This window comes from Chromobacterium sp. FG89 (assembly GCF_057808735.1).
In genome coordinates, this window is record NZ_JBMDIQ010000008.1 from 59,962 (window position 1) to 85,288 (window position 25,327).

Annotated in this window: 23 protein-coding genes; 1 reads left to right on the forward strand and 22 read right to left on the reverse strand. The window is 65.8% G+C overall.

Annotated features, from left to right (window positions below):
* Positions 1 to 22: 22 nt before the first annotated feature.
* From ACODRW_RS10000 to dsdA, 4 genes are all read right to left on the reverse strand, one after another.
* Positions 23 to 2,035, reverse strand: a complete 2,013-nt coding sequence (locus ACODRW_RS10000; RefSeq protein WP_488905658.1) for a M13 family metallopeptidase — start codon at positions 2,033 to 2,035, stop codon at positions 23 to 25.
* 202 nt (positions 2,036 to 2,237) lie between these two features.
* On the reverse strand, positions 2,238 to 2,939 hold the full coding sequence (locus ACODRW_RS10005) for a glutathione S-transferase family protein (protein ID WP_488905659.1): 702 nt from the start codon (positions 2,937 to 2,939) through the stop codon (positions 2,238 to 2,240).
* 98 nt (positions 2,940 to 3,037) lie between these two features.
* The gene (dsdC, locus tag ACODRW_RS10010; RefSeq protein WP_488905660.1) at positions 3,038 to 3,964 is read right to left on the reverse strand and encodes a DNA-binding transcriptional regulator DsdC; all 927 of its coding nucleotides are present in this window, start codon (positions 3,962 to 3,964) and stop codon (positions 3,038 to 3,040) included.
* Positions 3,965 to 3,978: 14 nt separating this feature from the next.
* Positions 3,979 to 5,337, reverse strand: a complete 1,359-nt coding sequence (gene dsdA / locus ACODRW_RS10015) for a D-serine ammonia-lyase (protein WP_488905661.1) — start codon at positions 5,335 to 5,337, stop codon at positions 3,979 to 3,981.
* A 171-nt stretch (positions 5,338 to 5,508) separates the two neighbouring features.
* On the opposite strand from dsdA, the gene panS reads away from it, so the two are divergent.
* A complete protein-coding gene (panS, locus tag ACODRW_RS10020; protein ID WP_488905662.1) occupies positions 5,509 to 6,462 on the forward strand; it encodes a ketopantoate/pantoate/pantothenate transporter PanS in 954 nt (317 codons plus the stop codon).
* A 34-nt stretch (positions 6,463 to 6,496) separates the two neighbouring features.
* Here panS and moaC read toward each other — a convergent pair whose 3' ends face one another.
* The 18 genes from moaC to mraZ form a co-directional block, all read right to left on the reverse strand.
* A complete protein-coding gene (gene moaC, locus ACODRW_RS10025) occupies positions 6,497 to 6,976 on the reverse strand; it encodes a cyclic pyranopterin monophosphate synthase MoaC (protein ID WP_486636388.1) in 480 nt (159 codons plus the stop codon).
* 167 nt (positions 6,977 to 7,143) lie between these two features.
* Positions 7,144 to 7,326 carry a hypothetical protein gene (locus ACODRW_RS10030; RefSeq protein WP_019102328.1) on the reverse strand — a complete coding sequence of 61 codons (183 nt, stop codon included), beginning with the start codon at positions 7,324 to 7,326 and terminating at the stop codon, positions 7,144 to 7,146.
* Between the two features lie 2 nt (positions 7,327 to 7,328).
* Positions 7,329 to 8,240 (reverse strand): UDP-3-O-acyl-N-acetylglucosamine deacetylase, encoded by a 912-nt coding sequence (gene lpxC / locus ACODRW_RS10035; RefSeq protein ID WP_199225982.1) that lies wholly within the window; start codon positions 8,238 to 8,240, stop codon positions 7,329 to 7,331.
* Positions 8,241 to 8,351: 111 nt separating this feature from the next.
* A complete protein-coding gene (ftsZ, locus tag ACODRW_RS10040) occupies positions 8,352 to 9,542 on the reverse strand; it encodes a cell division protein FtsZ (RefSeq protein WP_039755403.1) in 1,191 nt (396 codons plus the stop codon).
* Positions 9,543 to 9,632: 90 nt separating this feature from the next.
* Positions 9,633 to 10,844 (reverse strand): cell division protein FtsA, encoded by a 1,212-nt coding sequence (gene ftsA / locus ACODRW_RS10045; RefSeq protein WP_197081372.1) that lies wholly within the window; start codon positions 10,842 to 10,844, stop codon positions 9,633 to 9,635.
* A gap of 46 nt (positions 10,845 to 10,890) precedes the next feature.
* Positions 10,891 to 11,616 carry a cell division protein FtsQ/DivIB gene (locus ACODRW_RS10050; RefSeq protein WP_019102324.1) on the reverse strand — a complete coding sequence of 242 codons (726 nt, stop codon included), beginning with the start codon at positions 11,614 to 11,616 and terminating at the stop codon, positions 10,891 to 10,893.
* Positions 11,606 to 12,517, reverse strand: a complete 912-nt coding sequence (locus ACODRW_RS10055) for a D-alanine--D-alanine ligase (RefSeq protein WP_235089845.1) — start codon at positions 12,515 to 12,517, stop codon at positions 11,606 to 11,608. The genes ACODRW_RS10050 and ACODRW_RS10055 overlap by 11 nt, the downstream gene beginning before the upstream one ends.
* A gap of 23 nt (positions 12,518 to 12,540) precedes the next feature.
* Positions 12,541 to 13,932: a UDP-N-acetylmuramate--L-alanine ligase gene (murC, locus tag ACODRW_RS10060; protein ID WP_488905663.1), complete on the reverse strand. Its 1,392-nt coding sequence runs from the start codon at positions 13,930 to 13,932 to the stop codon at positions 12,541 to 12,543.
* Between the two features lie 37 nt (positions 13,933 to 13,969).
* Complete coding sequence (gene murG / locus ACODRW_RS10065; protein WP_107797820.1) at positions 13,970 to 15,052, reverse strand: undecaprenyldiphospho-muramoylpentapeptide beta-N-acetylglucosaminyltransferase; 1,083 nt, start codon at positions 15,050 to 15,052, stop codon at positions 13,970 to 13,972.
* Between the two features lie 130 nt (positions 15,053 to 15,182).
* Positions 15,183 to 16,340: a putative lipid II flippase FtsW gene (ftsW, locus tag ACODRW_RS10070; RefSeq protein WP_019102074.1), complete on the reverse strand. Its 1,158-nt coding sequence runs from the start codon at positions 16,338 to 16,340 to the stop codon at positions 15,183 to 15,185.
* The gene (gene murD, locus ACODRW_RS10075) at positions 16,337 to 17,716 is read right to left on the reverse strand and encodes a UDP-N-acetylmuramoyl-L-alanine--D-glutamate ligase (RefSeq protein ID WP_227106469.1); all 1,380 of its coding nucleotides are present in this window, start codon (positions 17,714 to 17,716) and stop codon (positions 16,337 to 16,339) included. The genes ftsW and murD overlap by 4 nt, the downstream gene beginning before the upstream one ends.
* A gap of 8 nt (positions 17,717 to 17,724) precedes the next feature.
* Positions 17,725 to 18,810 (reverse strand): phospho-N-acetylmuramoyl-pentapeptide-transferase, encoded by a 1,086-nt coding sequence (gene mraY / locus ACODRW_RS10080; protein WP_107797818.1) that lies wholly within the window; start codon positions 18,808 to 18,810, stop codon positions 17,725 to 17,727.
* Position 18,811: 1 nt separating this feature from the next.
* On the reverse strand, positions 18,812 to 20,173 hold the full coding sequence (locus tag ACODRW_RS10085) for a UDP-N-acetylmuramoyl-tripeptide--D-alanyl-D-alanine ligase (RefSeq protein WP_488905664.1): 1,362 nt from the start codon (positions 20,171 to 20,173) through the stop codon (positions 18,812 to 18,814).
* Positions 20,170 to 21,651 carry a UDP-N-acetylmuramoyl-L-alanyl-D-glutamate--2,6-diaminopimelate ligase gene (locus ACODRW_RS10090; RefSeq protein WP_107797816.1) on the reverse strand — a complete coding sequence of 494 codons (1,482 nt, stop codon included), beginning with the start codon at positions 21,649 to 21,651 and terminating at the stop codon, positions 20,170 to 20,172. Before ACODRW_RS10090 ends, ACODRW_RS10085 begins: the two co-directional genes overlap by 4 nt.
* A 7-nt stretch (positions 21,652 to 21,658) precedes the next feature.
* Complete coding sequence (locus ACODRW_RS10095; protein WP_107797815.1) at positions 21,659 to 23,407, reverse strand: peptidoglycan D,D-transpeptidase FtsI family protein; 1,749 nt, start codon at positions 23,405 to 23,407, stop codon at positions 21,659 to 21,661.
* Complete coding sequence (gene ftsL / locus ACODRW_RS10100; RefSeq protein WP_107797814.1) at positions 23,407 to 23,679, reverse strand: cell division protein FtsL; 273 nt, start codon at positions 23,677 to 23,679, stop codon at positions 23,407 to 23,409. Before ftsL ends, ACODRW_RS10095 begins: the two co-directional genes overlap by 1 nt.
* A complete protein-coding gene (gene rsmH, locus ACODRW_RS10105; protein WP_107797813.1) occupies positions 23,676 to 24,638 on the reverse strand; it encodes a 16S rRNA (cytosine(1402)-N(4))-methyltransferase RsmH in 963 nt (320 codons plus the stop codon). The genes ftsL and rsmH overlap by 4 nt, the downstream gene beginning before the upstream one ends.
* Positions 24,635 to 25,081, reverse strand: coding sequence for a division/cell wall cluster transcriptional repressor MraZ (gene mraZ / locus ACODRW_RS10110; protein WP_107797812.1), 447 nt, complete (start codon positions 25,079 to 25,081; stop codon positions 24,635 to 24,637). The genes rsmH and mraZ overlap by 4 nt, the downstream gene beginning before the upstream one ends.
* Positions 25,082 to 25,327: the final 246 nt, after the last annotated feature.

A 25,327-nucleotide genomic window follows, 5' to 3' on the forward strand; every position in this document is an offset into this window, starting at 1 on the left:
CGGTTTACGATCTGGGAATGACTCACCACCACAAATGGAAGCGCTGCTTGGGCGACAGATACATCTTGTCGCCCGGCTTGACGCCGAAGGCCTGGTAGAACGGCTCCATATTGCTGGCGGTGCCGATGGGCCGCCACAGGTCCGGCGTGTGCGGGTCCGACACCAGCTGTTTGAGCGTGGCTTCGTCGCGGCTCTTGCTGCGCCAGGATTGGGCGAAGGCGATGAAGAAACGCTGGTCGCCGCTCATGCCGTCCAGCACCTGCGCGTCCTTGCCGGCGAGCGCCAGATGATAGGCCTTGTAGGCCACTTCCAGGCCGGCGTTGTCGGCGATGTTCTCGCCCAGGGTCAGTTCGCCGTTGACATGGTGGCCGGGCACCGGCTGGTAGCGGCCGTATTGCTTGACCAGCTTGCGCGTGGCCGCCTTGAAGCGCGCCTTGTCGCTGGCCGTCCACCAGTTGCGCATATTGCCGTCGCCGTCGAACTGGCTGCCCTGGTCGTCGAAACCATGGCTGATTTCGTGGCCTATGGTGGCGCCTATGCTGCCGTAGTTGACCGCCGGATCGAAGCCGGGATCGAAATACGGCGCCTGCAGGATGGCCGCCGGGAACACGATCTCGTTATTGGCCGGATTGTAATAGGCGTTCACCGTCTGCGGCGTCATGCTCCATTCCTTGCGATCCACCGGCTGGCCCAGCTTGCCGCTCATATAGCGGTAGTTGAACACCGCGATGCGCCGCACATTGCCGGCCAGATCGTCCGGCGCCAGCTGCAGGCCGCCGTAATCGCGCCACTTGTCCGGATAGCCTATCTTCAGCGTGTACTTGGACAGCTTGATATGGGCCTGGCGCTTGGTGGCGGCGCTCATCCAGTCCAGGGTGTCGATGGACTGGTCGTAGGCCTGCAGCAGATTGCGCACCAGTTCGTCGGCCTGGCGCTTGGCCTCCGGCGTGAAATAACGCGCCACATAGAGTTTGCCCAGCGCCTCGCCCAGGCCGCTTTCCACCATGCCCACGCCGCGTTTCCAGCGCGGGCGGTTCTGCTTGCGGCCTTCCAGGGTCTTGCCGTAGAAGTCGAAGTGGGCGTCGACGAAGGCCGGCGTCAGGCTGGGCGCGTAAGCGTCCAGCGTGCGCGCCAGCAGGTAGTTGCGCAGCGTGGACGCGGGCGCGGCCCGCAAGAGCGGCGCCAGCTTGCTCAGATAGCCGGGCTGGTCCAGATTCAACTGCTTGGCGGCGTCCAGGCCGGCGTCGCTCAGCAAGGCCGGCCAATCGTAGCCGGGCTGCCGGCGCGCCAACTCGGCCAGGCTCAGCTTGTTGTAGGTTTTCTGGATGTCGCGGTTCTCGACATTGGTCCACTGGATTTTCGCCAGCCGGGTCTCGAAAGCCAGCACGTCGCGGGCGCGGCTTTGCGGCTGGTCCAGTTCCGCCAGCGCGAACAGCCGCTCCAGATAACTCAAATAGGCCTTACGCGCGGCGGCGAAGTCGGCGGACTTGCCCAGATAGTAGTCCTGGTCCATCGCCAGACCGGATTGGCCGACGCCGGCCAGGTAGGCGGCGGAATCCTTGGGGTCCTGGCCGACATAGAAGCGGAACGGCGTATCCACCGGCTGATCCTGCAGGCGGCCCATATAACGGACCGCCTCCGCCGCCGAGCCCAGGCCGGCCACGGCCCGCAGAGATTCGCGCAGCGGCTCCAGCCCGCGCCGGGCGACGACGTCCTCGTCCATGAAGCTGCGATACAGCGCGGCGATCTGCCCCGCCTCGGCATCCGTCCCCTGCCCGGCCTGTTCTATCAACTGGCGCAGCCGTTCCAGATTGCGGTCCGCCAAAGCCTCCGCCACGCCCGCCGAGGAACGCTCGGCCGGAATCACCGTGCGCTGGATCCAGCGGCCATTGGCGTGCAGCGACAGATTGTCCTGTACTCTCACCGCCGGATCGATACCGTTCAAATCAATGCCGTAGCGGCCATAATCCAGGCCGCCGTCCGCCCAGGCGCCGGCCGCGCACAGCAAGGCCGCCAAGGGCAGCAGTCTGCTCATCTTCAATGTTTTCCCCTTTGTTTTTGTCTTAGAACGTGTTTACGCTCTCGCGAGCTAAGGCGAGACAAGACCGAAACGAGCGAAAAAGCGGAATGTACACGCGGTACATGAGCATTTTGAGCTTGTCCTCACCGCGCAACGCTTCATGACGCGCAGCAGATCGTAAACAGGTTCTTACTGCGGCGCGGCGGACCCAGCCGGCCTATCCACTGTAAAACTCGGCCCTCAGTCTTTCCGCGTAGGCCGCCAGATTCAGCCGCGCCGCCACCAGCGCCCGCGACGGGGTTTCCCCCATCGCATCGGTCAAGGCGCCGCTGACGAAGGCGTAAACGCTGGCGTCTATCCAGGTGGCGGTCTCGCCCATGAAATAACGCTGCTCGCCCAACAAGGCTGACAGCGCCGCCACGTCCGCCTCCAGCAGCCGCAGGCGCTCCGCCGCGCTGAAACGGCCCATGCCCTGCCCCCATAGATTGGCGCGCACCTTGCGCCGCACCAGCGTCGTCACCAAGCCGCGCAGCAAGGCCGGCACGCCTTTGAAAAACGCGCTGGGCCCGCGCGCGAAGTGTTCGTCCACCATCCAGCGTTCATGCACGATGCCCCAGTAGAAATGATCGCCCAGCATGCAGTCCACGCTCCAGGCCAGCGCCTTCTGCGCCTCGCTGAGACCGGCATCCAGCGTGAGGCCGTGCTTGTCCGCCAGATGCAGGCGGATCAGCGTGGAGTCCGCCACGATCTGGCCGTCGTCGTCGATATAAGGCAGCTTGCCCTTGGGCGCCTTACGCATATCGCCGCGCACGCGGCGGTAGGACAGGCCCGACAGCTTCAGCAGCAGGTCCGCCTTCATCACGAAGGGGCTGGGGTCCACCAAGCCCATGGCTGGGCCGAACTGATACAGGGTGATCATCAAGCGCCTCCCGCGGCAGACATGACATTGAACTGAAGCAGACTAGCACGCCGCCGGGAAGGCGCGCGAGAGGGCGGGCGCGAAAAGGGGAAGGACGCCTAATCCGCCGCGCAAGCCCGCAGCCAGTCCATCACCGCCCACACCCGCGGCGACGGCGCTTGCGGCGCGCGCACCAGGTAATAAGCCTGCGGCCCCAGCGGTTGAAACGGCCCCAGCGGCAGCATCAGTTCGCCGCGTTCCAGCTGCCGCTGCACCAAACGACGCCGACCCAGCGCCACGCCGGCGTGATGCGCGGCCGCCTGCGCGCATAGGTCGGAACGGTCGAAGCTGATGCCCCGCGGCGGCAAGGCCACGTTCTGCCGCCGCGCCCACTCCCGCCATTCGGCGTCGTGAGCCGCCCGTTCCCAGGCCTGGGCGTCGTGCAGCAGCCGGCATGCGGCCAGGGCCGCCGGATTGTCGCGCAGGCCGTGCCGCTCCGCGTACTCCGGGCTGCACACCGGCGCCACCTGCTCGTCCATCAGACGCTGCGCGTCCAGGCCGGGAAACTCGCCGGCCGAGTAATACAGCGCCAGGTCTATATTCCAGGCGCGGAAGTCCACCATCTCGTTGCCGCTGCGGATGTCCAGCGCAATGCGCGGATAGCGCGCGGCGAAATCCGCCAGCCGCGGCGCCAGCCAGCATTGCGCCAACGAGGGCCGCGCATACAAGGCCACCGCGCCGGCCGGCTCGGCGTCGTCCTGTGGATTCAGCGCCGCCTCCAGCTGAGCCTGACCGGCCAGCCAGGCCTGATAGATGCGTTCGCCGTCCTCGCTCAGCCTCAGGCTGCGGGTCAGCCGCAGGAACAGGCGAGTGCCCAGCGCCCGTTCCAGCCGGGCGATGCGATGGCTGACCGCGCTGGCGCTCAGGCACAGTTCCTCGGCGGCGCGGGCGAAGCTCAGATGCCGCGCCGCCGCCGCGAAGGTGTGCAGATTGGACCATTGCGCGCCGTCCAGCCGGACACCGGCGCGCGGGGGAAGATTCAGCATATCGCCAGCATCGTTCACGCCGACAGCCGCCGCCGGCCTTCCGCCAGATAGGCGTCCATTTCCGCCGGCGGCACCATGCCGCCGCCGGTGCCCCACACCAGATGGCTGGCGCGCGACAGCCGCTCCGGGCTCAAGCCCGTCCGCTGGCGATAGCCTTGGGTCTCGCTCAACACCCACAGCGGCCCCGGCATGCCGGCCAGCGCCGACGGCTCCAATCGCAGCCCCTGCTCGCGCTCCAGCATGGCCAGCAAGCGGTAGAGCTCGCCATCGTCCACCGTGTAATAGCCGTCTATCAGCCGCTGCATCGCGCGCCCGACAAAGCCGGACGGACGGCCCACCGCCAGGCCGTCGGCGGCGGTCAGATTGTCGATGCCGAAATCCTGCACCGCCACCTCATCATGCAGCCCGGTGTAAACGCCCAGCAGCATGCAGGGCGCGTGGGTGGGTTCGGCGAACAGGCAATGCACGGCGTCGCCGAAAGCCAGCTTGAGGCCGAAAGCGACCCCGCCCGGCCCGCCGCCGACACCGCAGGGCAGATACACCAGCAGCGGGTGTTCGGCGTCCACCAGGACGCCCTGCTCCGCCAATTGGCCGCGCAGACGCTCCGCCGCCACCGCGTAACCAAGGAATAGATTGACTGAATTCTCGTCGTCGACGAAATGACAGCGCGGATCGGACGCCGCCTGTTTGCGGCCTTCGGCCACCGCCACGCTGTAATCGGACGGATACTCGACCACCTCGACCCCATGGCTGCGCAGCAAGTCCTTCTTCCACTGCCGCGCGTCCGCCGACATATGCACGCTGGCCTGGAAGCCCAGCTTGGCGCTGATGATGCCGATGGACAGGCCCAGGTTGCCGGTGGAGCCCACCGCCACCCGGTAGCCGCCGAAGAAGGCCCGCGCCTCGGCGCTGTCCAGTCCGGCGTAGTCGTCCCCCTCCCGCAGCAAGCCATGACTCAGCGCCAAGCTTTCCGCGTGCTTCAATACCTCGTAAATGCCGCCGCGCGCCTTGATGGAGCCGGAAATCGGCAGCAGATTGTCCGCCTTCAGCCACAGGCCGCCGCCGTCCGCCAACCCGGCCTCGGCCCATAAGGCCGCGCGCATCGCCGGCAGCGGCAGCAGCGGCGATTCGATGATGCCGCCGCTGGCGGCCGCGTCCGGAAACACCCGCGCCAGATAGGGCGCGAAGCGGCGCAAGCGCGCATCGGCGTCCGCGACGTCGGCCCGGCTCAGGCCCACGTCGGCCAGCGCTTCCGCCGCCAGCGCCAGCGCGGGGTTGAACCAGCTCAAAGGCTGCAAGGCCATCATGGGCGTCAATAAGGGGTGGCTGGCCTGCCAGTCGGCCACGGTCTTGCCGGCAATCGTCGCTTGCATCGCGCGCTCCATGGAATCGAAGACCCGATTAAACCGCGCCGCGCCGCCGCTGGCAAAAGACGATTGCGCAGCCGACGGCTGACGCTGGATCAGCCATGCTCGCGCGCGAGCTTGCCAGACACCGGGGCGCATCGCCTATGATGGGCGCATCGTCCGCCGCCAGGAGTCGCCGTGCACGCCACAATCACCCGTCTGTTCCCGCTATGGGCCTTGCTGCTGTCCGCCGTCGCTTACCAGCGGCCGGCGGCGTTCACCCCGCTGCTGCCGCATACCGGTCTGCTGCTGGCGGTGATCATGTTCGCGATGGGGCTGACGCTGACGCTGGACGATTTCAAACGGGTGCTGAGCCGGCCGGCGCCGGTGCTGGCCGGCCTGGGTCTGCACTATCTGGTAATGCCGCTGGCGGCCTGGGCGCTGGCGCGGCTGTTCCAGATGCCGCCGCAGCTGGCCATCGGCATGATTCTGGTGGGCAGCGTCGCCAGCGGCACCGCGTCCAATGTGATCATCTATCTATCGCGCGGCGACGTGGCGCTGTCGGTCACCATTTCCTCGCTGTCAACGCTGGTCGGCGTGGCGGCCACGCCACTGCTGACCCGGCTGTACGTGGACGCGGCGATCAAGGTGGAAGTGGCGGCGATGCTGCTGAGCATTCTGCAGATCGTCATCCTGCCGATAGGACTGGGCCTGCTGGCCCATCGCTTCTTCGCGCCCCAGGTCCGCCGGCTGGAGCCCTTGCTGCCGCTGTTGTCGATGCTGGCCATCGTCGCGCTGATCGCCGCCATCGTCGCCGGCAGCAAGAACCATATCGCCGCGGTGGGCGGGCTGACCATTCTGGCGGTGATGCTGCACAACGCCATCGGCCTGTTGGGCGGGTATTGGGGAGGACGCTTGCTGGGCTTCGACGAATCGGTGTGCCGCACGCTGGCGATCGAGGTGGGCATGCAGAACTCCGGCCTGGCCGCCCAGCTGGGCAAGGCCTACTTCAGCCCGCTCGCGGCCTTGCCCGGCGCGCTGTTCTCGGTCTGGCACAATATTTCCGGCTCGCTCTTGGCCGGCTATTGGCGGGACAAGCCCGCCGAGCGGGGGCGTCAAGCGTCGCGGGCCGGCACGCAGCAAAGCTTGTAACGACGCATGACGCGGCTTGCAAAACCGAGCAGGATCAGCCTTCCACCCGCCAATGCCCGCTCTTGCCGCCCTCTTTCTCCAGCAGCCGCACGCCGTCGATGACCATGCCGCGGTCCACCGCCTTGCACATATCGTAAATGGTCAGCAGGCCGACGTTGGCCGCGGTCAGCGCCTCCATCTCCACCCCGGTCTGGCCGCTGCATTCGGCGGTGACCTCGATGCGCACGGCGTTGTCGGCCTCCAGCAGTTCGAAGTCCACCGCCACCCGGGTCAGCGCGATCGGGTGGCAGAGCGGAATCAGGTCCGCGGCCTTCTTGGACGCCATGATGGCGGCGATGCGGGCGATGCCGAGCACATCGCCTTTTTTATGGCCGCCGTCCTTCACCAGCGCGAAGGTGGCGGGCAACATGTGGATGCGGCCTTCGGCCACCGCGCGGCGGCGGCTGTGCGCCTTGGCGCCGACGTCGACCATATGGGCCTGGCCGCCGGCGTCGAAATGAGTCAATTTTGACATGGGTTCATTACTCCTCCGGCCCGCTTAGAACCTGTTCGAAGTCTGCTGCGCTTCAGCGATACGGCGTTAAAAACCAGCTCAAAATGCTCATGTACCACTCGTACATTCCGCTTTTTCGCTCGTTTTCGCCTTGTCTCGCCCTTGCTCGCAAGACCTTGAACAGGCTCTTAGGACAGCAGCCGGTAAATCAGCCAGAAGGCGCTGACCAGCACTACCAGGCCGCCGCTCCAGCGGGCGATGCGGCCGAGATAGCGCAGGTAGAGCGGATTGCGGGTCAATAGGTAACAGACGCCTGCCCAGCCCAGCAGCAGGATGGTGACGAGCAGCCACAGGCGCCAGAAACCAAACACCGCTAGGCCACCTCCGGCAGCCGGTGGAAGCTGGACGGCGCGTCCAGCGGGTCGTCGTAGCTGACGTATTCCCAGGCTTCCGGCGTCTCCAGCAGCTTGCGCAACAGCTTGTTGTTCATCGCGTGGCCGGATTTGTGGCCGGAAAAGGCGGCGATCAACGGGTGGCCGATGATGTAGAGGTCGCCGATGGCGTCCAGGATTTTGTGGCGAACGAATTCGTCCGGGAAACGCAGGCCTTCCGGATTCAGCACGTATTCGTCGTCGATGACGATGGCGTTATCCAGGCTGCCGCCGCGGCCCAGGCCATGGTTGCGCATGTACTCCACCTCGTGCATGAAGCCGAAGGTGCGCGCGCGGCTGATCTCGTCGGTATAGGAATGACGCGCGAAATCCACCGCCACCGTCTGCGGCGCCAGATTGAAGGCCGGATGGTTGAAGTCGATGGACAGCGTGACCTTGAAGCCCTCGTGCGGCTCCAGCTTCACCCACACGCCGCGCTCTTCCACGGCCACCGTCTGGGTGACGCGGATGAAGCGCTTCTTGGCGTGCTGCTCGACCACGCCCGCGGTCTGCAACAGGTAAATGAAAGGGGCGGCGGATCCGTCCATGATGGGGATCTCCGCCGCCGTGACCTCAATCACGAGGTTGTCGATGCCAAAGCCCGCCAGGGCCGACATCAAATGCTCGATCGTGCCGACACGCACGCCGGTGTCTGTCACCAGCGTGGAGGAGAGTCGCGTGTCGTTGACGAGCGATGGATCCACTTTCACCGTCACCGGCTCGGGCAAGTCGGTGCGGCGAAAGACGATCCCGGTGTCGGGCGCGGCCGGCAGCAGGGTGAGCTTCACCCGCTCGCCGGAGTGCAAACCCACACCCGTGGCGCTTATCGCTTGTTTCAGCGTGCGCTGCAATATCATGTCGGGCTTCTCGAACGAATGGGAATGCCCGATTCTAGCACAGTCAAAAACCGCACTTTATTGATTGATTTGCAGTATTAAATAGCTTTCTTCTATAGCGGCTCCGCCTCAGTCCGCCTGCTTGCGCAGGAAGGCCGGGATGTCGTAGCTTTCGCTCACTTCCGGGTTGGAGAAGTCCATGGACGGCGCGGCGCGGCGACGGCCCTGGCGCATGATGGCCGGGGTGTCGAAGTCGTCGTAGCTGACCACTTCCACCGCGCGGTCGTCGGTGCCGGTCTTGACGATCTTGATGTATTCCGGACGCTCCTCGGTATTGCGCGCGGTCTTCTTCTGACCCAGGCCGGTGGCGATCAAGGTCACGCGGATGGTGTCTTCCGGCATGTCTTCCACTTCGGCGGTGCCGAACTTGATCTGCGCGTCTTCGTCCGCGTACTGGCGCACGATGCCCATGATTTCGCGATACTCGCTCATCTTCAGGCAACCCGGCGCGGTGGAGATGTTGACCAGCACGCCGCGCGCGCCTTCCAGCGTGATGTTGTCCAGCAACGGGCTGGCCACGGCCTGTTCGGCGGCCACGCGAGCGCGGTCGATGCCGGAGGCGTAGGCGGAGCCCATCATCGCCAGGCCCATTTCGCTCATCACGGTGCGCACGTCGGCAAAGTCGACGTTGATCAGGCCCGGGCAAGTGATCACCTCGGCGATGCCGGCCACCGCGCCCTTGAGCACGTCGTCGGCGGCGCGGAAGGCTTCGCGCATGGTCACGTCGTCGCCCAGCACTTCCATCAGTTTTTCATTGGGGATCACGATCAGCGAATCGACGTGCTTTTTCAGATCCTCGATGCCGTTCTGCGCCACTTTCATGCGCTTGCCTTCGTGCTCGAACGGCCGGGTGACCACGCCCACGGTCAGGATGCCCATTTCCTTGGCCACTTCGGCCACCACGGGCGCCGCGCCGGTGCCGGTGCCGCCGCCCATGCCGGCGGTGACGAACACCATATTGGAGCCGCGCAGCATCTCGGCGATGCGTTCGCGGTCTTCCAGCGCCGCGCTGCGGCCCACTTCCGGATTGGCGCCCGCGCCCAGGCCGCGGGTCAGATTGTTGCCCAGCTGCAGCTTCTGCGGCGATTTGTTGCGCAGCAGCGACTGAGCGTCGGTGTTGGCGCAGATGAACTCCACGCCGTGCACATTGCCGTCGATCATATTGTCGATGGCGTTGCAACCGCCGCCGCCGACGCCGATGACTTTGATGATCGCCACATTGGCGGTTTCTTGCATAACTTCAAAGACCATTCCGCTCATTTTCCTCTCCTCAATAAAGATGAGCTACCGACTTCATATACATCTGCCCGATCGCTATCGTGGCCAGCGAGTGCGCCGGCCGCGTAGCGCTTAGAAATTGCCAGCGAACCACGCCTTCATGCGCGTGAACATCTGGCCCACACCCGCCGTCTCCACCTTGGGGCCGGCATGCGTTTGAATCTGATCCTTGCCGTACAACAGCAGGCCGACGCCGGTGGAGAAGCGCGGGGTCTTCACCACTTCCGCCAGGCCGCCCACATACTTGGGCACGCCGACGCGCACCGGCATGTGGAACACTTCTTCCGCCAGCTCCACCATGCCGGGCATCAGGCTGGCGCCGCCGGTCAGCACGATGCCGGAGGACAGCAAATCCTCGAAGCCGCTGCGGCGCAGTTCCTGCTGCACCAGCTGGAACAACTCTTCCACCCGCGGCTCCACCACTTCGGCCAGCGTGGCGCGCGACATCTGCCGCGGCCCGCGCTCGCCCACGCCCGGTACTTCTATCATCTGGCTCGGGTCCGCCATCGCCACCAGCGCCACCGCGTGCTGGATCTTGATGTCCTCGGCTTCCTTGGTCGGGGTGCGCAAGGCCATGGCGATGTCGTTGGTGATCTGATCGCCGGCGATCGGAATCACCGCGGTGTGGCGGATCGCGCCGTTGGCGTAGACCGCGATATCGGTGGTGCCGCCGCCGATGTCGATCAGGCACACGCCCAGATCTTTTTCGTCTTCCGACAGCACCGCGATGGCGGAGGCCATCGGTTGCAGCACCAGGTCGGACACTTCCAGACCGCAGCGGCGCACGCACTTGGTCACGTTCTGGGCGGCGGACACCGCGCCGGTGACAATGTGCACCTTGGCTTCCAGCCGCACGCCGCTCATGCCCAGCGGTTCGCGCACGCCTTCCTGACCGTCGATGCTGTATTCCTGGGTCAGGATGTGCAGCACCTGATGGTCCGGCGGGATGGTCACCGCGCGCGCGGTTTCAATCACGCGGTCGATGTCCATCTTGGTGACTTCGCGATCCTTGATCGCCACCATGCCGTGCGAGTTCACGCTCTTGATGTGGCTGCCGGCGATGCCGGCGAACACTTCGTGAATCTTGCAGTCGGCCATCAGTTCCGCCTCTTCCAGCGCGCGCTGGATGGCCTGCACCGTGGATTCGATGTTCACCACCATGCCGCGCTTCAAACCGCGCGACGGGGTGTGGCCCATGCCGACGATATTGAGTTGGCCGTCCTCCAGGACTTCTGCGACGATCGCCACGATCTTGGATGTGCCGATGTCGAGGCCAACCAGCATGTTCTTGCTTTCCTTTGGTTTGCTCACCTGTCGCTCCAACTGCTAATTACTTGTTTCCCTTGGCCGGCGGCGCCTTGTAATCGGGCATCCGCACGGCGAATCCATTCGGGTAGCGCATATCCACGTATTCCACGTGATACGGCAACGCCGCCAATTTGCTCTTCCAGTACTGGGCGAAGCGGCGGGCGCGCGGACTCACGTCGTTGCGTCCCAGCTCCAGCTGCACCTGGTTGTCCAGCCCCACTTTCCAGGCGCGGCGGCTGGACAGCCACAGCGCCGCCGGCTTGACGCCCGCCGGGGCCAGATCCTGCCGCAGCCCTCCCAGCATTTCGCTCATGTCCTTCTCTGCCCCCGCCGGCCCGTAAAACACCGGCAGGTCCTGGTCGCTGGCGGCGTCGAACCGCTCTCCTCGGGTATTGACCAGGCCGTTCTCTCCCCAGCGCGCAAGCGCCACATGCTCTTCCACCGAAATGTCCAGCGCGTCCGGCCAGCGCCGCCGCACCTGGGCATCCCGCACCCACGGCAATTTGCCGAAGGCCGCCCGCGTCTTGTCGATGTCCAGCGTGAAGAAGGTGCCGGACAGCTCATGCTCGGCAATGAACTTCAGCTGTTCCGGCGTCACGCGTTTCATGTCGCCGCGAATCTGGATCTTCTTCACCGGAAACACCGGAGCGTGCGTCAACCAGAACCCTCCTGCATACAGCAACATCAGCGCTGCGGCGGCCAGCATCAGATTGGCCAGGCCTCTAAGCAGCCGATGGTTATCCCACATGCACCATATCCAGCACCTTGAGGCACAAATCCTCGTAACTGATGCCCATCGCCCGCGCCGCCATCGGCACCAGGCTGTGGCTGGTCATGCCCGGATTGGTGTTGGCTTCCAACAGGTAAATGCCGCCGGCTTCGTCCATCAGGAAATCCACCCGGCCCCAGCCGCGGCCGCCCAATACGCGGAAAGCCGCCAGCGACAGTTCGCGCGCGCGCGTCTCCACGTCTTCGCTCAGGCCGGACGGGCAACGGTAGACGGTGTCGTCGCGGAAATACTTGGCGTCGTAGTCGTAAAACTCGGTCGCCGGTTCGATCTTGATGGTCGGATACGCCGTGTCGCCGATCACCGCGCAGGTGTATTCGCCGCCGCCGATGAAACGCTCGGCGATCACGATGCTGTCGTATTTGCGCGCCTCTTCAAACGCCGCCTTCAGTTCGCCCGGCTGCTTGACCTTGGTCACGCCGATGCTGGAGCCCTCGGTGGCCGGCTTGACGAAGATGGGCAGGCCCAGCTTGGCTTCCACCGCGGCGAAGTCGCTGTTCTCGTCCAGCAGTTCGAAGGCCGGGATCGGCAGGCCGGCGCCCTGCCACAGCAGCTTGGTGCGCCATTTGTCCATGCAGATCGCCGACGCCATCACGCCGCAACCGGTATACGGCAGGCCCATGCTTTCCAGCACGCCCTGCAGGGTGCCGTCTTCGCCGAAGGGCCCATGCAGGATGTTGAACACGCGGTCGAAACCCTCGTCCTTCAGCGCGCTCAGCGGCTGTTCCGACGGATCGAACTTGTAAGCGTCCACGCCACGGGATTGCAGGGCTTTGAGCACGCCGGCGCCGCTCATCAGCGACACTTCGCGCTCGGAGGAACTGCCGCCCATCATCACCGCCACCTTGCCGTACTGCTTCATTGCCTTGTCCTTGTCATTCATCATCACGCGCCCGCCGCCACTTTGGCCGGCACCGCGCCGATGGAGCCCGCGCCCATGGTCACCACCACGTCGCCGTCGCGAGCTTGATCGAAAATGGTCTGCTGCATCTCGGCGATGTCCTCGACGAACACCGGCTCCACCTTGCCCTGCACCCGCACCGCGCGCGCCAAGGCGCGGCCGTCGGCGGCCACGATGGGCGCTTCGCCGGCGGCGTAGACTTCGGACAGCAGCAAGGCGTCCACGCTGGACAGCACTTTGACGAAGTCTTCAAACAGGTCCCGAGTGCGGGTGTAGCGGTGCGGCTGGAAGGCCAGCACCAGACGCTTGTCCGGGAAGGCGCCGCGCACCGCGGCCAGCGTGGCGGCCATTTCCACCGGGTGATGGCCGTAATCGTCCACCAGGGTGAAGCTGCCGCCATCCTTGGCCGGCACTTCGCCGTAACGCTGGAAGCGGCGGCCGACGCCGGCGAACTCGGCCAGGCCTTGCTGGATCGCTTCCACGCTGGCGCCGCACTCCAGGCCGATGGCGATGGCGGACAGCGCGTTGAGCACGTTGTGGCGGCCCGGCATGTTCAGCACCACCGGGAAGCGCACTTCCTTGCCGTTCTTCACCACCACGTCGAAATGCATCTGGCCGGCGGCGGCGCGCACGTTCTCGGCGTAGATGTCGGCGGAGTCGTCCAGACCGTAGGTGGTCACCGGCTTGGTGATGCGGCCGCGGATCTCGCGCACATTGGGGTCATCCACGCACAGCACCGCGCGGCCGTAGAACGGCAGCCGCTGCAGGAAGTCGACGAAAGCCTGCTTGAGCTTGTCGAAGCTGTGGTCGTAGGTGTCCATGTGGTCGGCGTCGATATTGGTCACCACCGCCATCACCGGAGTCAGATGCAGGAAGGAGGCGTCCGATTCGTCGGCCTCGGCCACCAGGAACTCGCCGGAGCCCAGGCGCGCATTGGTGCCGGCCGCGGTCAGCTTGCCGCCGATGACGAAGGTGGGGTCCAGGCCGGCCGCGCCCAGCACCGAAGCGGTCAGGCTGGTGGTGGTGGTCTTGCCGTGGGTGCCGGCGATGGCGATGCCCTGCTTGAAGCGCATCAGTTCCGCCAGCATCAGCGCGCGCGGGATCACCGGGATCTTGTTGGCGCGCGCTTCCAGCACTTCCGGATTGTCGGCCTTGACCGCGGTGGAGGTCACCACCACGTCGGCGCCGTGCATATAGGTGGCGTCGTGGCCGTAGAACACGCGGATGCCCTGATCGATCAGCCGCTTGCTGGTGGCGCTTTCCGCCATGTCGGAGCCGGACACGGTAAAGCCCAGGCCGTGCAGCACCTCGGCGATGCCGCACATGCCCACGCCGCCGATGCCGACGAAATGTATGTGTTTGACCCTGTGTTTCATGTCTGTGTCTCTGCTTGAGCGCTCGTATGACGCTCTGTCATTCCCGGGCCAGCTGCTGGCACAGGTCGGCCACCCGGCCGGCCGCGCCGGAACGCGCCAGCGCGCGCGCGCGTTCGGCCTTGTCCAGCAACTGCTCTCTATCCAAACCCGCCAGCAGGCCCGCAAGCCCGTCGGCGTTCAATTCTTTCTGCGGCAGATGCCAGGCCGCGCCGGCCTGCGCCATCCACTCGGCGTTGTCGCGCTGATGGCCGGTGGTGGACACCACCAGCGGCACCAGCACGCTGGGCACGCCGGCCGCGCACAATTCGCTGACCGTGATCGCGCCGGCGCGGCAGATCACCAGGTCGCACTCGGCCAGGCGCTGCGGCATATCGTCGACGAAGGGCAGCAGTTCCACTTGCTCCCGCAGGCCCGCGGCCTGATACGCGGCCTCGACCGCGCCGAAATTCGCCTCGCCGGTCTGATGCGTCAGTCGCGGCCGCTTGTCGGCCGGCAGCTTGGCCATCGCCTGCGGCAGCGTTTCATTCAATACCTTGGCGCCCAGGCTGCCGCCCACCACCAAGACCTTCAGCGGGCCGCTGCGGCCGGCGAAGCGCTCCGCCGGCGCGGCGATGCCCTCGATCTCGCCACGCACCGGATTGCCGGTGACCAGCGCCTTGCCGTTGCGCGCCGCGTCGCCGTCGAAACCGCAAGCCAGTTTCTTGGCGAAGGGCAGCAAGGCCTTATTGCTCAACAACAGGCCGGCGTCGGCGTTGACCAGGACCAGCGGTTTCCACAGCAGGCCCGCCATCACGCCGCCGGGCAGGCAGACGTAACCGCCCATGCCCAGCACCACGTCCGGGCGGTGACGGAAAATCTGCGCCGCGCTGCTGAAGAAAGCGCCGGCCAGCTGCAGCGCGCCCTTGAGCGAGCCCAGCAGGCCCTTGCCGCGCACGCCGTGGAAATTCAGCCGCTCCAGCGGAATGCCGGTCGGCGGCACCAGCTTGTTCTCCATGCCGCGCCGAGTGCCCAGCCACACCACCTTCCAGCCCCGGCTTTGCAATTCCTTGGCCACGGCGAGGCCGGGGACGATGTGTCCACCCGTGCCAGCCGCCATCACCATGACCGTGCGATTCGCCATCTCTATCCGTTCCGTTAACTCTCGTTGCCGCACATCATGCGCCGGTTTTTGCTTCGCCCTTCGGACTCGCAGAAACCGCCACCCTACGGGCTTACGCCCTAAGGCGCCTGACAGCGCTGCTCATGCGCGGCTACACTTTGTAGCCGCGCATGATGCGGCGGTTTTCATAATCAACCCGCAGCAGCACCGCCACCGCGATCAAATTCATCAACATCGCCGAGCCGCCGAAAGACATCAGCGGCAAGGTCAAACCCTTGGTCGGCAGCAGACCCATATTCACCCCGATGTTGAAAAACACCTGGATGCCGAGCCAGATGCCCAGACCCTGCGCCACCAGCGACTGGTAGTAACGCTCCAGCTTTTTCGACTCCACGCCGATGTGAAAGGCGCGGCGCACGATCCAGGCGTACAGACCGACCACCACGCAGATGCCGGCAAAGCCGAACTCTTCCGAAATCACCGCCATGATGAAGTCGGTGTGCGCCTCCGGCAGGTAAAACAATTTCTCTATGCTGCCGCCCAGACCGACGCCGAACCACTCGCCGCGACCGATGGCGATCAAGGAGTGCGACAGCTGGTAGCCCTTGCCGTACGGGTCGTCCCACGGGTCCATGAAGCCCAGCACCCGCTTCAGCCGGTACGGCGAGGAAATGATCAACACCACGATGGCGCCCACCGCCATCACCGCCAGCCCGCTGAAGATGCGCATATTGATGCCGCCGAGGAAGAGCACGCCCATCGCGATGCTCATCACCACCATCAGCGCGCCGAAGTCCGGCTCGCGCAGCAGCAGGAAGGCCACCACCACCATGGCGGCGAACATCGGCGCGAAGCCTTCCTTCAAGCTGTGCAGCAAATGGCTCTTGCGCACGGTGTAATCCGCCGCGTACAACACGGTGGCGAACTTCATCACCTCAGACGGCTGCAGGTTCAGCACGATCAGGTTGATCCAGCGCCGCGAGCCGTTGACCATCTTGCCGATGCCGGGAATCAGCACCAGCACCAGCAAGACCAGTCCGATCAGGAAAATCTTGCCGGAGTACTTCTGCCAGAACGCCGTTGGAATCTGGAAGGCGATATAGGCCGCGCTCAGCCCGATCGTCATGAAGATCATGTGACGGATCAGGTAGAAGTAGCGGTTGTGCGTGGCCGCGTCGGCCTCGGCGTAGGCGATGGACGCCGAGTACACCATCACCAGGCTGATCGACAACAGCAGGGCCAGCGCCCAGGACAGCGCCTCGTCGAACGGCTTGATGGCGGCGTAACGCCGGGCTCCGTGCACGATCATGGCCGCGTCGCCTCCGCTTGCCGCGCCTTCCACTCGCGCACGGCGTCGATGAACACCTGGGCGCGATGCGCGTAGTTGCGGAACATGTCCAGACTGGCGCAGGCCGGCGACAGCAACACCACGTCGCCCGGCTGCGCCAGTTCCGCCGCGCGGCGGGTGGCTTCTTCCAGCGTCTCGCAGTCGTGCAAGGGCAAGCCGGTGGCGGACAGCGCGGCGCGGATCTTGCCGGCGTCGCGGCCGATCAACAGCACGGCGCGGGCGATGCGGCGGCAGGCCGGCGCCAGCGGCGCGAAGTCCTGGCCCTTGCCGTCGCCGCCGGCGATCAACACCACCGGACGGGTCATGCCGTTCAGCGCCGCCTCGGTGGCGCCGACATTGGTGCCCTTGGAATCATCGATAAACGCAACCGAGGCGATTTCGTCTACCAGCTCGACGCGATGTTCCAAACCATGGAAGGTTTTCAGTCCTTGCAGCAGCGCGGCGCGCGGTGCGCCCACGGCTTCGCACAAGGCCAGCGCGGCCAGCGCGTTGGCGGCGTTGTGCAGGCCTTGCAAACGCATCTCGGCGCAATCGAAGGCCCGCTCGCCGTCCAGGCTCAGCCAGTAGCGGCCGTCATCCTGCCGCAACGCGTATCCGGCATCCTCTGTCAGCGAGAACCATTTGACCGCGCGGCCGGGGCGAACCATCGCGCGCACCAGCGCGTCGTCGCGGTTCAGCACCTGGACGCCGGCGCCGTGGAACACCCGGGTCTTGGTGTGGGCGTAGTCCAGCAGATCGTCGTAACGGTCCAGGTGGTCCTCGGAAATATTCAGCACCGTGGCGGCATCGGCCTCCAGCGTAAATGTGGATTCCAGTTGAAAACTGGACAGCTCCAGCACCCACACGTCTGGGCGCTTGCCGCTTTGCTCGCGTTCCAGCTGCGCTTCCAGCACCGCCAGGCCGATATTGCCGGCCACCACCGCGTCCAGGCCGGCGGCGGCGCACAGATGGCCCGCCAGGCTGGTGACCGTGCTCTTGCCGTTGGAACCGGTAATGGCGATCACCTTGCTGCCGTCGCCGCGGATCGCGCGCGCCAGCACTTCGATATCGCCGATCACCTCGCCGCCGGCTTGGCGGTAGGCGGCGACGGCCGGGTGTTTCAGCGGCACGCCCGGGCTCAGCACCAGCAAGTCGGCGTCGGCGAAGGTCTGGGCGCTGAAATCGCCGGCGCGCACTTCCGCCTGCGGCAGGAAGGCGCGCAGCTCGGCCACGCGCTCGGCCGACGGCTTGGCGTCGGCCACGCTCACGCGCGCGCCGTGCGCGGCCAGGTAGCGCGCGGCCGCCAGGCCCGAGCCTCCCAAGCCCACCACCACGACGTGACGATTCGCGTAGTCCATAGTCTTCCTCAACGCAGCTTGATGGTGGACAGGCCGGCCAACACCAGCATCATGGTGATGATCCAGAAACGCACCACCACTTGCGTTTCCTTCCAGCCCTTCAACTCATAGTGGTGATGCAGCGGCGCCATGCGGAACACCCGCTTGCCGGTGAGCTTGAACGAAGCCACCTGGATCATCACCGACAGCGCTTCCACCACGAACAGGCCGCCCATGATCAAGAGCACGATTTCCTGACGCACGATCACCGCCACGGTGCCCAGCGCCGCGCCCAGCGCCAGCGCGCCGACGTCGCCCATGAACACCTGGGCCGGATAGGCGTTGAACCATAAAAATCCCAAGCAAGCGCCGCACATCGCCGCGCAGAACACCACCACCTCGTGGGCGCCGGGAATGAAGGGCAGGCCCAGGTATTTGGAAAACACCGCGTGGCCGGCGACATAGGCGAAGATGGACAGCCCGGCCGCCACCATCACGGTGGGCAGGGCCGCCAGGCCGTCCAGGCCGTCGGTCAGGTTCACCGCGTTGGAGGTGCCGACGATGACGAAATAGGTCAGGATGCAAAAACCAATCGCGCCCAGCGGATAGGAGATGGTCTTGACGAAGGGCACGATCAGCTCGGTGGACGCCGGCAGCTTGGCGGTGGCGATCAGGAACACGCCGGCGCCGATGGCGATGGCGGACTGCCAGGCCATCTTGAACTTGGCGGACACGCCTTTCGGGTCCTTGTACACCACCTTGCGCCAGTCGTCGTAAAAGCCCAGCGCGCCGGTGCCGAACATCACAGCCAGCAGCAGCCACACGTATTTATTGGACAAGTCCGCCCACAGCAGCGTGGTCAGGCCGATGGCCAGCAGGATCAGCGAGCCGCCCATGGTCGGCGTGCCGGCCTTGACCAGATGGGTTTGCGGGCCGTCGTTGCGCACCGCCTGGCCCACTTTGAGTTCGGTCAGCTTGCGGATCACCCACGGCCCCAGCAGCAGGGAGATCGCCAGCGCGGTCAGCGCCGCCATCACCGCGCGCAGCGTGATGTAGTTGAAGACGTTGAAGGCCCGGATGTGGGAGCCCAGCAGTTCAGCCAGCCAGAGCAGCACGTTATTGTTCCTCTCTAAATTGTTGCATCAGGTGTTCCACCACCCGTTCCATGCGCATGAAGCGCGACCCCTTGACCAGAACGGAGGCACCCGACGGCAACTGCCGGTCGAGAAACTCGTACAACTCGTCAATCGAATCAAAATGTTTGCCGCGCGCGCCGCAGGCGGCGGCGGCGTGGCGCGAAACCTCGCCCAAGGTCAGCAGCAGGTCCACGTCGCGCGTCCGCGCGTACTCGCCCACTTCCGCGTGCAGCGCGTCGGCGGCTTCGCCCAGTTCGCCGATGTCGCCCATCACAAAGCAGCGCGGTGCCGGCAGGCGAACCAGCACGTCGATCCCGGCCTTCATCGAATCCGGGTTGGCGTTGTAGCTGTCGTCGATCACGCTCAGACCGCGCGGGCTTTGCTTGAGCTGCAAACGGCCCTTGGCGCCGCCGAAGGCCGCCAGGCCGGCGGCGATGTCGTCCAGCGGCACGCCGGCGGCCAAGGCCAGGCTGGCCGCGGCCAGCGCGTTGCGCACATTGTGTTCGCCCGGCGTCGGCAATTCGATCCGCCGTTCGCCGTCGGCGCAACGCAGCGTGAAGCGGCTGCTCAAGGCGCTCAGTTCGATGTCGACGGCGCGGACGTCGGCTTCGGCGCCCAGGCCGAAGGCGATCTGGCGGCGGCCGTCCGCCGCGCGGCGGAACAAGGCCAGATTGGCGTCGTCGGCGTTCAGCACCGCCGCGCCGTCGGCGTCCAGGCCTTCGAAGATTTCCGCCTTGGCGCGCGCCACTTCCTCGGTGGTGCCGAAATAACCGAAGTGGGCGCGCATCGCGTTGTTGACCAGCGCGATGCGCGGCCGGGCCAGGCCGGTCAGATAGCGGAGCTCGCCGTGATGGTTCATGCCCATCTCCAGCACCGCGTAGCGATGCGCCGGCGTCAGCCGCAGCAGGGTCAGCGGCAGGCCGATGTCGTTGTTGAAGTTGCCGGCGGTGGCCAGCACCGCGTCCGCGCCTGCATATTGGCGCAGAATGGCGGCCAGCATTTCCTTGACCGTGGTCTTGCCGTTGGAGCCGGTGACGCCGATGCGCAGCGCCGGCTGGCGTTGCGCCCAGCCGGAGGCCAGCCGGCCCAGGGCCAGGAGGGTGTCGTCCACGCGGATCAGGCTGGCGCCGGACAGCTCGAAATCCGCGCGCACCAGCGCGGCCGCGCCCTTGGCCGTCACCTCGGCGACGAAATCGTGGGCGTCGAAGCGTTCGCCCTTCAGCGCGACGAACAGATCGCCGGGGCCGGCCTCGCGGCTGTCGGTCACCACGCGCAGGATGTCGCCGTCCGGGCCGCTCAAAGCGCCCCGGGCCAGTTCGGCGGCCTGCAGCAGCGTCATCATGCGCGCTCTCCCCAGGCGGTCAGCGCTTCTTCCGCCACGCGGAAGTCGGAGAACGGCCGCTTGACGCCGGCGATGTCCTGGTATTCCTCATGCCCCTTGCCGGCCACCAGCACCACGTCGCCGGCGCGCGCCTGGCTCACCGCCCAGTGGATGGCGGCTTCGCGGTCCGCCTCGACGTGGGTGCGCGCGGCGTCCATGCCGGCGAGCACGTCGCGCAGAATGGCTTGCGGGTCTTCGGTGCGCGGATTGTCGCTGGTCAGCACCGCCACGTCGGCGATGTTCTCGGCGATGGCGCCCATCATCGGGCGCTTGCCCGGATCGCGGTCGCCGCCGCAGCCGAACACGCAAAACAGGCGGCCGCCTTCCGGGCGGATCTCGGCCAGCGTGGACAAGGCTTTTTCCAGCGCGTCCGGCGTGTGGGCGTAGTCGATCACTACCAGCGGCTCGTGCGCGCCGCCCACGCTCTGCATGCGGCCGCGCGCCGGCTGGATGCGCGCCATCACCGCGGCGGCGTCGCGCAGGCTGACGCCGTTGACGCACAGCGTGGCCAGACAGGCCAGCAGATTGGCGGCGTTGAAGCGGCCCACCAGGCCGGTGCGCACATCGGCGACGCCCCAGGGCGTGGTCACCGTCAGTTGCAGGCCGTCCAGCGTGGCGGCCAGCGCCAGCGGACGCACATCACCCTGCTCCAGGCCGTAAGTCACCACCTGAGTCTCAGCCGGGTCGATTTCGGCGGCCAGCTGGCGGCCGAATTCATCGTCGGCGTTGATCACCGCGTGCTTCAGGCCTTCCCAGAAGAACAGCTTCTTCTTGGATTCGCCGTAGGCTTCCATCGAGCCGTGGTAGTCCAGGTGGTCGCGGGTCAGGTTGGTCAGCACCGCGGTGGCGAAGTCCACGCCGTTGACGCGGCTTTGATCCAGGCTGTGGCTGGACACTTCCATGGTCACCACATGCGCGCCCTGGCGGCGGTATTCGGCCAGCTTTTGCTGGATGGTCACCGGGTCCGGCGTGGTGTGGGTGGTTTCGGTCAGCTCGCCGTAAAAGCCGTTGCCGACGGTGCCGATCAGCGCCGCCTTCTGGCCCAGCAGCGAGAAAGCCTGCGCCAGCCAGTGGGAAATCGAGGTCTTGCCGTTGGTCCCGGTGATGCCGATCACGCGCAGCGCGCGGCTGGGGTAGCCGTAAACCTCGGCCGCCAGCATGCCGATGCGGTCGCGCAGATGCGGCACCGGCAGATTGGGCGCCTGCCACAGCGGGTTCCAGGCGAAGCCGCCGGCGTCGTCCCACAACACCGCGGCCGCGCCTTTCGCCAGCGCGGCCTGGATGTAGTCACGGCCGTCGGAATGCAAGCCGGGGCACGCCAGGAACACGTCGCCGGGCAGCACGCGCCGGCTGTCGGTCTCCACCCGTTTGACGGGCAGTCCCAATTGTTTGATGTCGGCCGGATTCCAGTCCGGCATGGGGGTCAAACGGCTTTTCATGATCTGATCAAAAATCCACCGGCACCGGGGTGGATTCCGGCAATAAAGTGTTGTTGGAGGGCTCGTCCGGCTGCACGTTCAGCACCCGCAGCGCGCCGCCGGCGATCTGCGAGAACACCGGCGCAGCCACCGCGCCGCCGTAATATTTGCCCGCGGAGGGCTCGTCTATCATCACCGACACGATCACGCGCGGCGCTTTGCCCGGCGCGAAGCCCATGAACAGCGCACGGTGCTTGTTGGCCACATAGGCGCGGCCTTCCAGCTTGCGCGCGGTGCCGCTCTTGCCGCCCACGCTGTAGCCGATGATGCGGCCGCCGACGGCACCGCCGCCCGGCTGGCTGTTGGCGATCAGCAGATCGCGCATCTCGTGCGCGGTCTTTTCGCTCAGCACCCGCTTGCCCGGCATCGGGGTGGCGGTCTTGTACAGCGAGATCGGCAGCATCACGCCGTCGTTGGCGAACACGGTGTAGGCGCGCGCCATCTGGATCAGGCTGACCGAGATGCCGTAGCCGAAGGACATCGTCGCCTGCTCGATGGGCCGCCAGTTGTGCCAGTCGCGCAGCCGGCCGCCAGCTTCGCCGGGGAAGCCGGTTTCCGGCGCGCGGCCAAAACCCAGCGCGTCGTAATGCTTCCACGATTGTTCCGGCGAGCTCATCAGTGCCAGCTTGCTGGTGCCGACGTTGGACGATTTCTGGATGATGCCGAGAATGTCCAAGCTGGGGCGCGGCGCCACGTCGCGGATGGTGGCCGGGCCTATCATGTAGGTATGGGTGTCCAGCACCGTGTTGAGTCCGGCCTTGCCGTTTTCCAACGCCAGCGAGATGGACAGCGGCTTCATCGTCGAGCCCGGCTCGAACAGATCGATCACCCCGCGGTTGCGCATCATTTCCGGCGTCACGCCGCTGCGGTTGTTGGGGTTGAACGAGGGGTAATTGGCCAGCGCCAGCAACTCGCCGGTGTGGGCATCCACCACCACCACGCTGCCGGCCTTGGCCTTGTTCAGCTCCACCGCGGCCTTGAGCTCGCGGTAAGCCAGGTATTGGATGCGGTGATCCACCGCCAGCGCCAGCTTCTGGCCGTCGCGCGGCGGCTCGATGGCGGCGACGTCTTCGATGATGTGGCCGCGGCGGTCCTTCAGCACCACGCGGCGGCCGTCCTTGCCGGCCAGCATTTTCTCGCGCGCCAGCTCCACGCCTTCCTGGCCCTTGCCGTCCACGCCGGTGAAACCGATGATGTGGGACACGATTTCCCCGGCCGGGTAGAAACGGCGAAATTCCTGCTGTTTGGCGATGCCGGGCACGCCCAGCGCCATCACCTTGTCGGCCAGCTCCGGGCTGATCTGGCGTTTGACGTAGACGAATTCCTTCTTGCGGTCGGACAGTTTGGCCGACAGCTCCTCCGGCGACAGATCCAGCATCGCCGCCAGTTCGCGCAGCTTGGCCGGCGGCACCGGCTCCATGTCCGCCGGGCTGGCCCAGATGGTCTGCACCGGCGAACTGATCGCCAGCGGTTCGCCGTTGCGGTCCGTGATCACGCCGCGGTTGGCCTCCAGCGTCAGCGCGCGGCGGAAACGCGCCTCGCCCTGGTTCTGCAGGAAGTCCTGCTGCACCACTTGCAGATAGACCGCGCGGCCGATCAAGGCCAGGAACAGCAGCGCCAGCATCAGCAGCACAAAGCGCACACGGCCCGGCTTCATGCGCAGCGCGGGGCTGGCGTCCGGGATGCGTTGCTGGTGGCGAGGGGAGTAAGTGCGCATCACATCCCCTTCCCAGGCGAGATCACCTGGGTCTGGCGCGGGTCCGGGATATGCATGTCGAGGCGGCTGGACGCGGCTTTCTCAATCACCGCGTGCGCGCCCCAGGTGCTCTGCTCCAGCTGCAGCTGGCCAAACTCGATCTCCAGCTGCTGGGCGGATTTGCGTTCCTTCTGCAAATCGCTGTAGAGCTTGCGCGACACGTGGGTCGAGGTGACCACCGACCAGGCGGACAGCACCACGATGACCAGCAGTATCGCGTTGAGCTTGTTCATGCGTCGATCTCCCGCCACGGCGCGGCGGTGCGCTCGGCCACGCGCATAATGGCGCTGCGGGAGCGCGCGTTGGCGCGCACCTCCTCATCGCCGGCGCGCACCGGCTTGCCCACGGTGGACAGCGGCGGCTGGGCCATATCGGACGCGCGCACCATCGCCCACGCCGGCAGCTTTTCCTCGCTGCTGGCGTCGCGCAGGTATTGCTTGACGATGCGGTCTTCCAGCGAATGAAAGCTGATCACCGCCAGGCGGCCGTTTTCCGCCAGGCGGCGCGCCGCCTGCGGCAGCACCGCCTTGAGTTCGTCCAGCTCGCGGTTCACAAAGATCCGGATCGCTTGGAAGGTACGCGTTGCGGGGTCCTGACCCGGTTCCCGAGTACGGACGTTTTGCCCAACGAGCACGGCGAGCTCACGCGTGGTCTGGAGGGGGGCGTCAGCCCTTTGCGCAACAATGGCTGCTGCGATCTTGCGAGCAAACCGCTCTTCACCATAAGTCTTGATGACCTCTCTGATATCGGCCTCGTCTGCCGTCGCCAACCATTCGGCCGCGGTGATGCCGCGGGTGGTATCCATACGCATGTCCAAGGGCGCGTCGAAACGGAAGCTGAAACCGCGCCGTCCGTCGTCGATCTGCGGCGAGGACACGCCCAGATCCATCAACACGCCGTCCACCTGGGGCACGCCCAGGCGGTCCAATTCCTGCCCCAGCGTTTCAAAACCGTTGTGCACGATCTGAAAGCGCGGGTCTTCCTCCGCCAGCCGCGTGGCCACGGCGATGGCTTCGGGATCCTTGTCGAAGGCGATCAGGCGGCCTTGCGGCCCCAGTCGCGACAGGATCAAGCGGCTGTGGCCACCTCGACCGAAAGTGCAATCGACGTAGACGCCATCCGGCCGGATGGCGAGCGCGTCGACCGCTTCGGTCAAGAGCACCGTCAGGTGCACGAAAGGGGTGGTGCTCACAGCGTAAAGTCTCCAAGGTGTTGGGCCAGATCGGTTTGATCGATGGCCAGGGCGTCAGCGGTCTGGTTGTCCCATTCCTCGGCATTCCACAGCTCGAAGCGGTTGCCCATGCCCACCAGCGCGACGTCTTTGTCGAGTCCGGTGAGATCGCGCAGGCGCGCGGGCAGCAGAATGCGTCCGGCGCTGTCCATTTCCAGCGTTTCCGCGTGGCCGAGCACGAGGCGCTGATAACGTTTCAGAGTGGGATTGCCGGTGGGAAGGGCTAGCAGGCGGGCTTCGACCGGACGCCAGTTGGGTTCGGGGTAGATCAGCAAGTGGTCTTGGGACTCGAGGGTGACGATCAATTTGTGCCCGAAAGCGGACAGCAGTGTCTCGCGGTGTTTAGCCGGAATAGCCAAACGCCCCTTGCTATCGAGAGACAAGATGCTGACGCCACCAATCATGATTTCGAGCCCGCTGACCGAATAAACCTAAGGGGCCGTCGCCCCCTGGGACAAATGCCCCACTTTCACCCACTTCGCCCCACTTTCCGCCACTATAAGAAAGAACTTCCCCACGGTCAACATCGAGAAGTTCTAATTCACCTTTTGAGACAATGACTTAGCGGACCAGGCAAAAAGCGGATTCCTTGTCAAATCAGAGGCTTAAAAACATCAGTCAAAGTGAGCTGTTAACACTCGAACCATTTC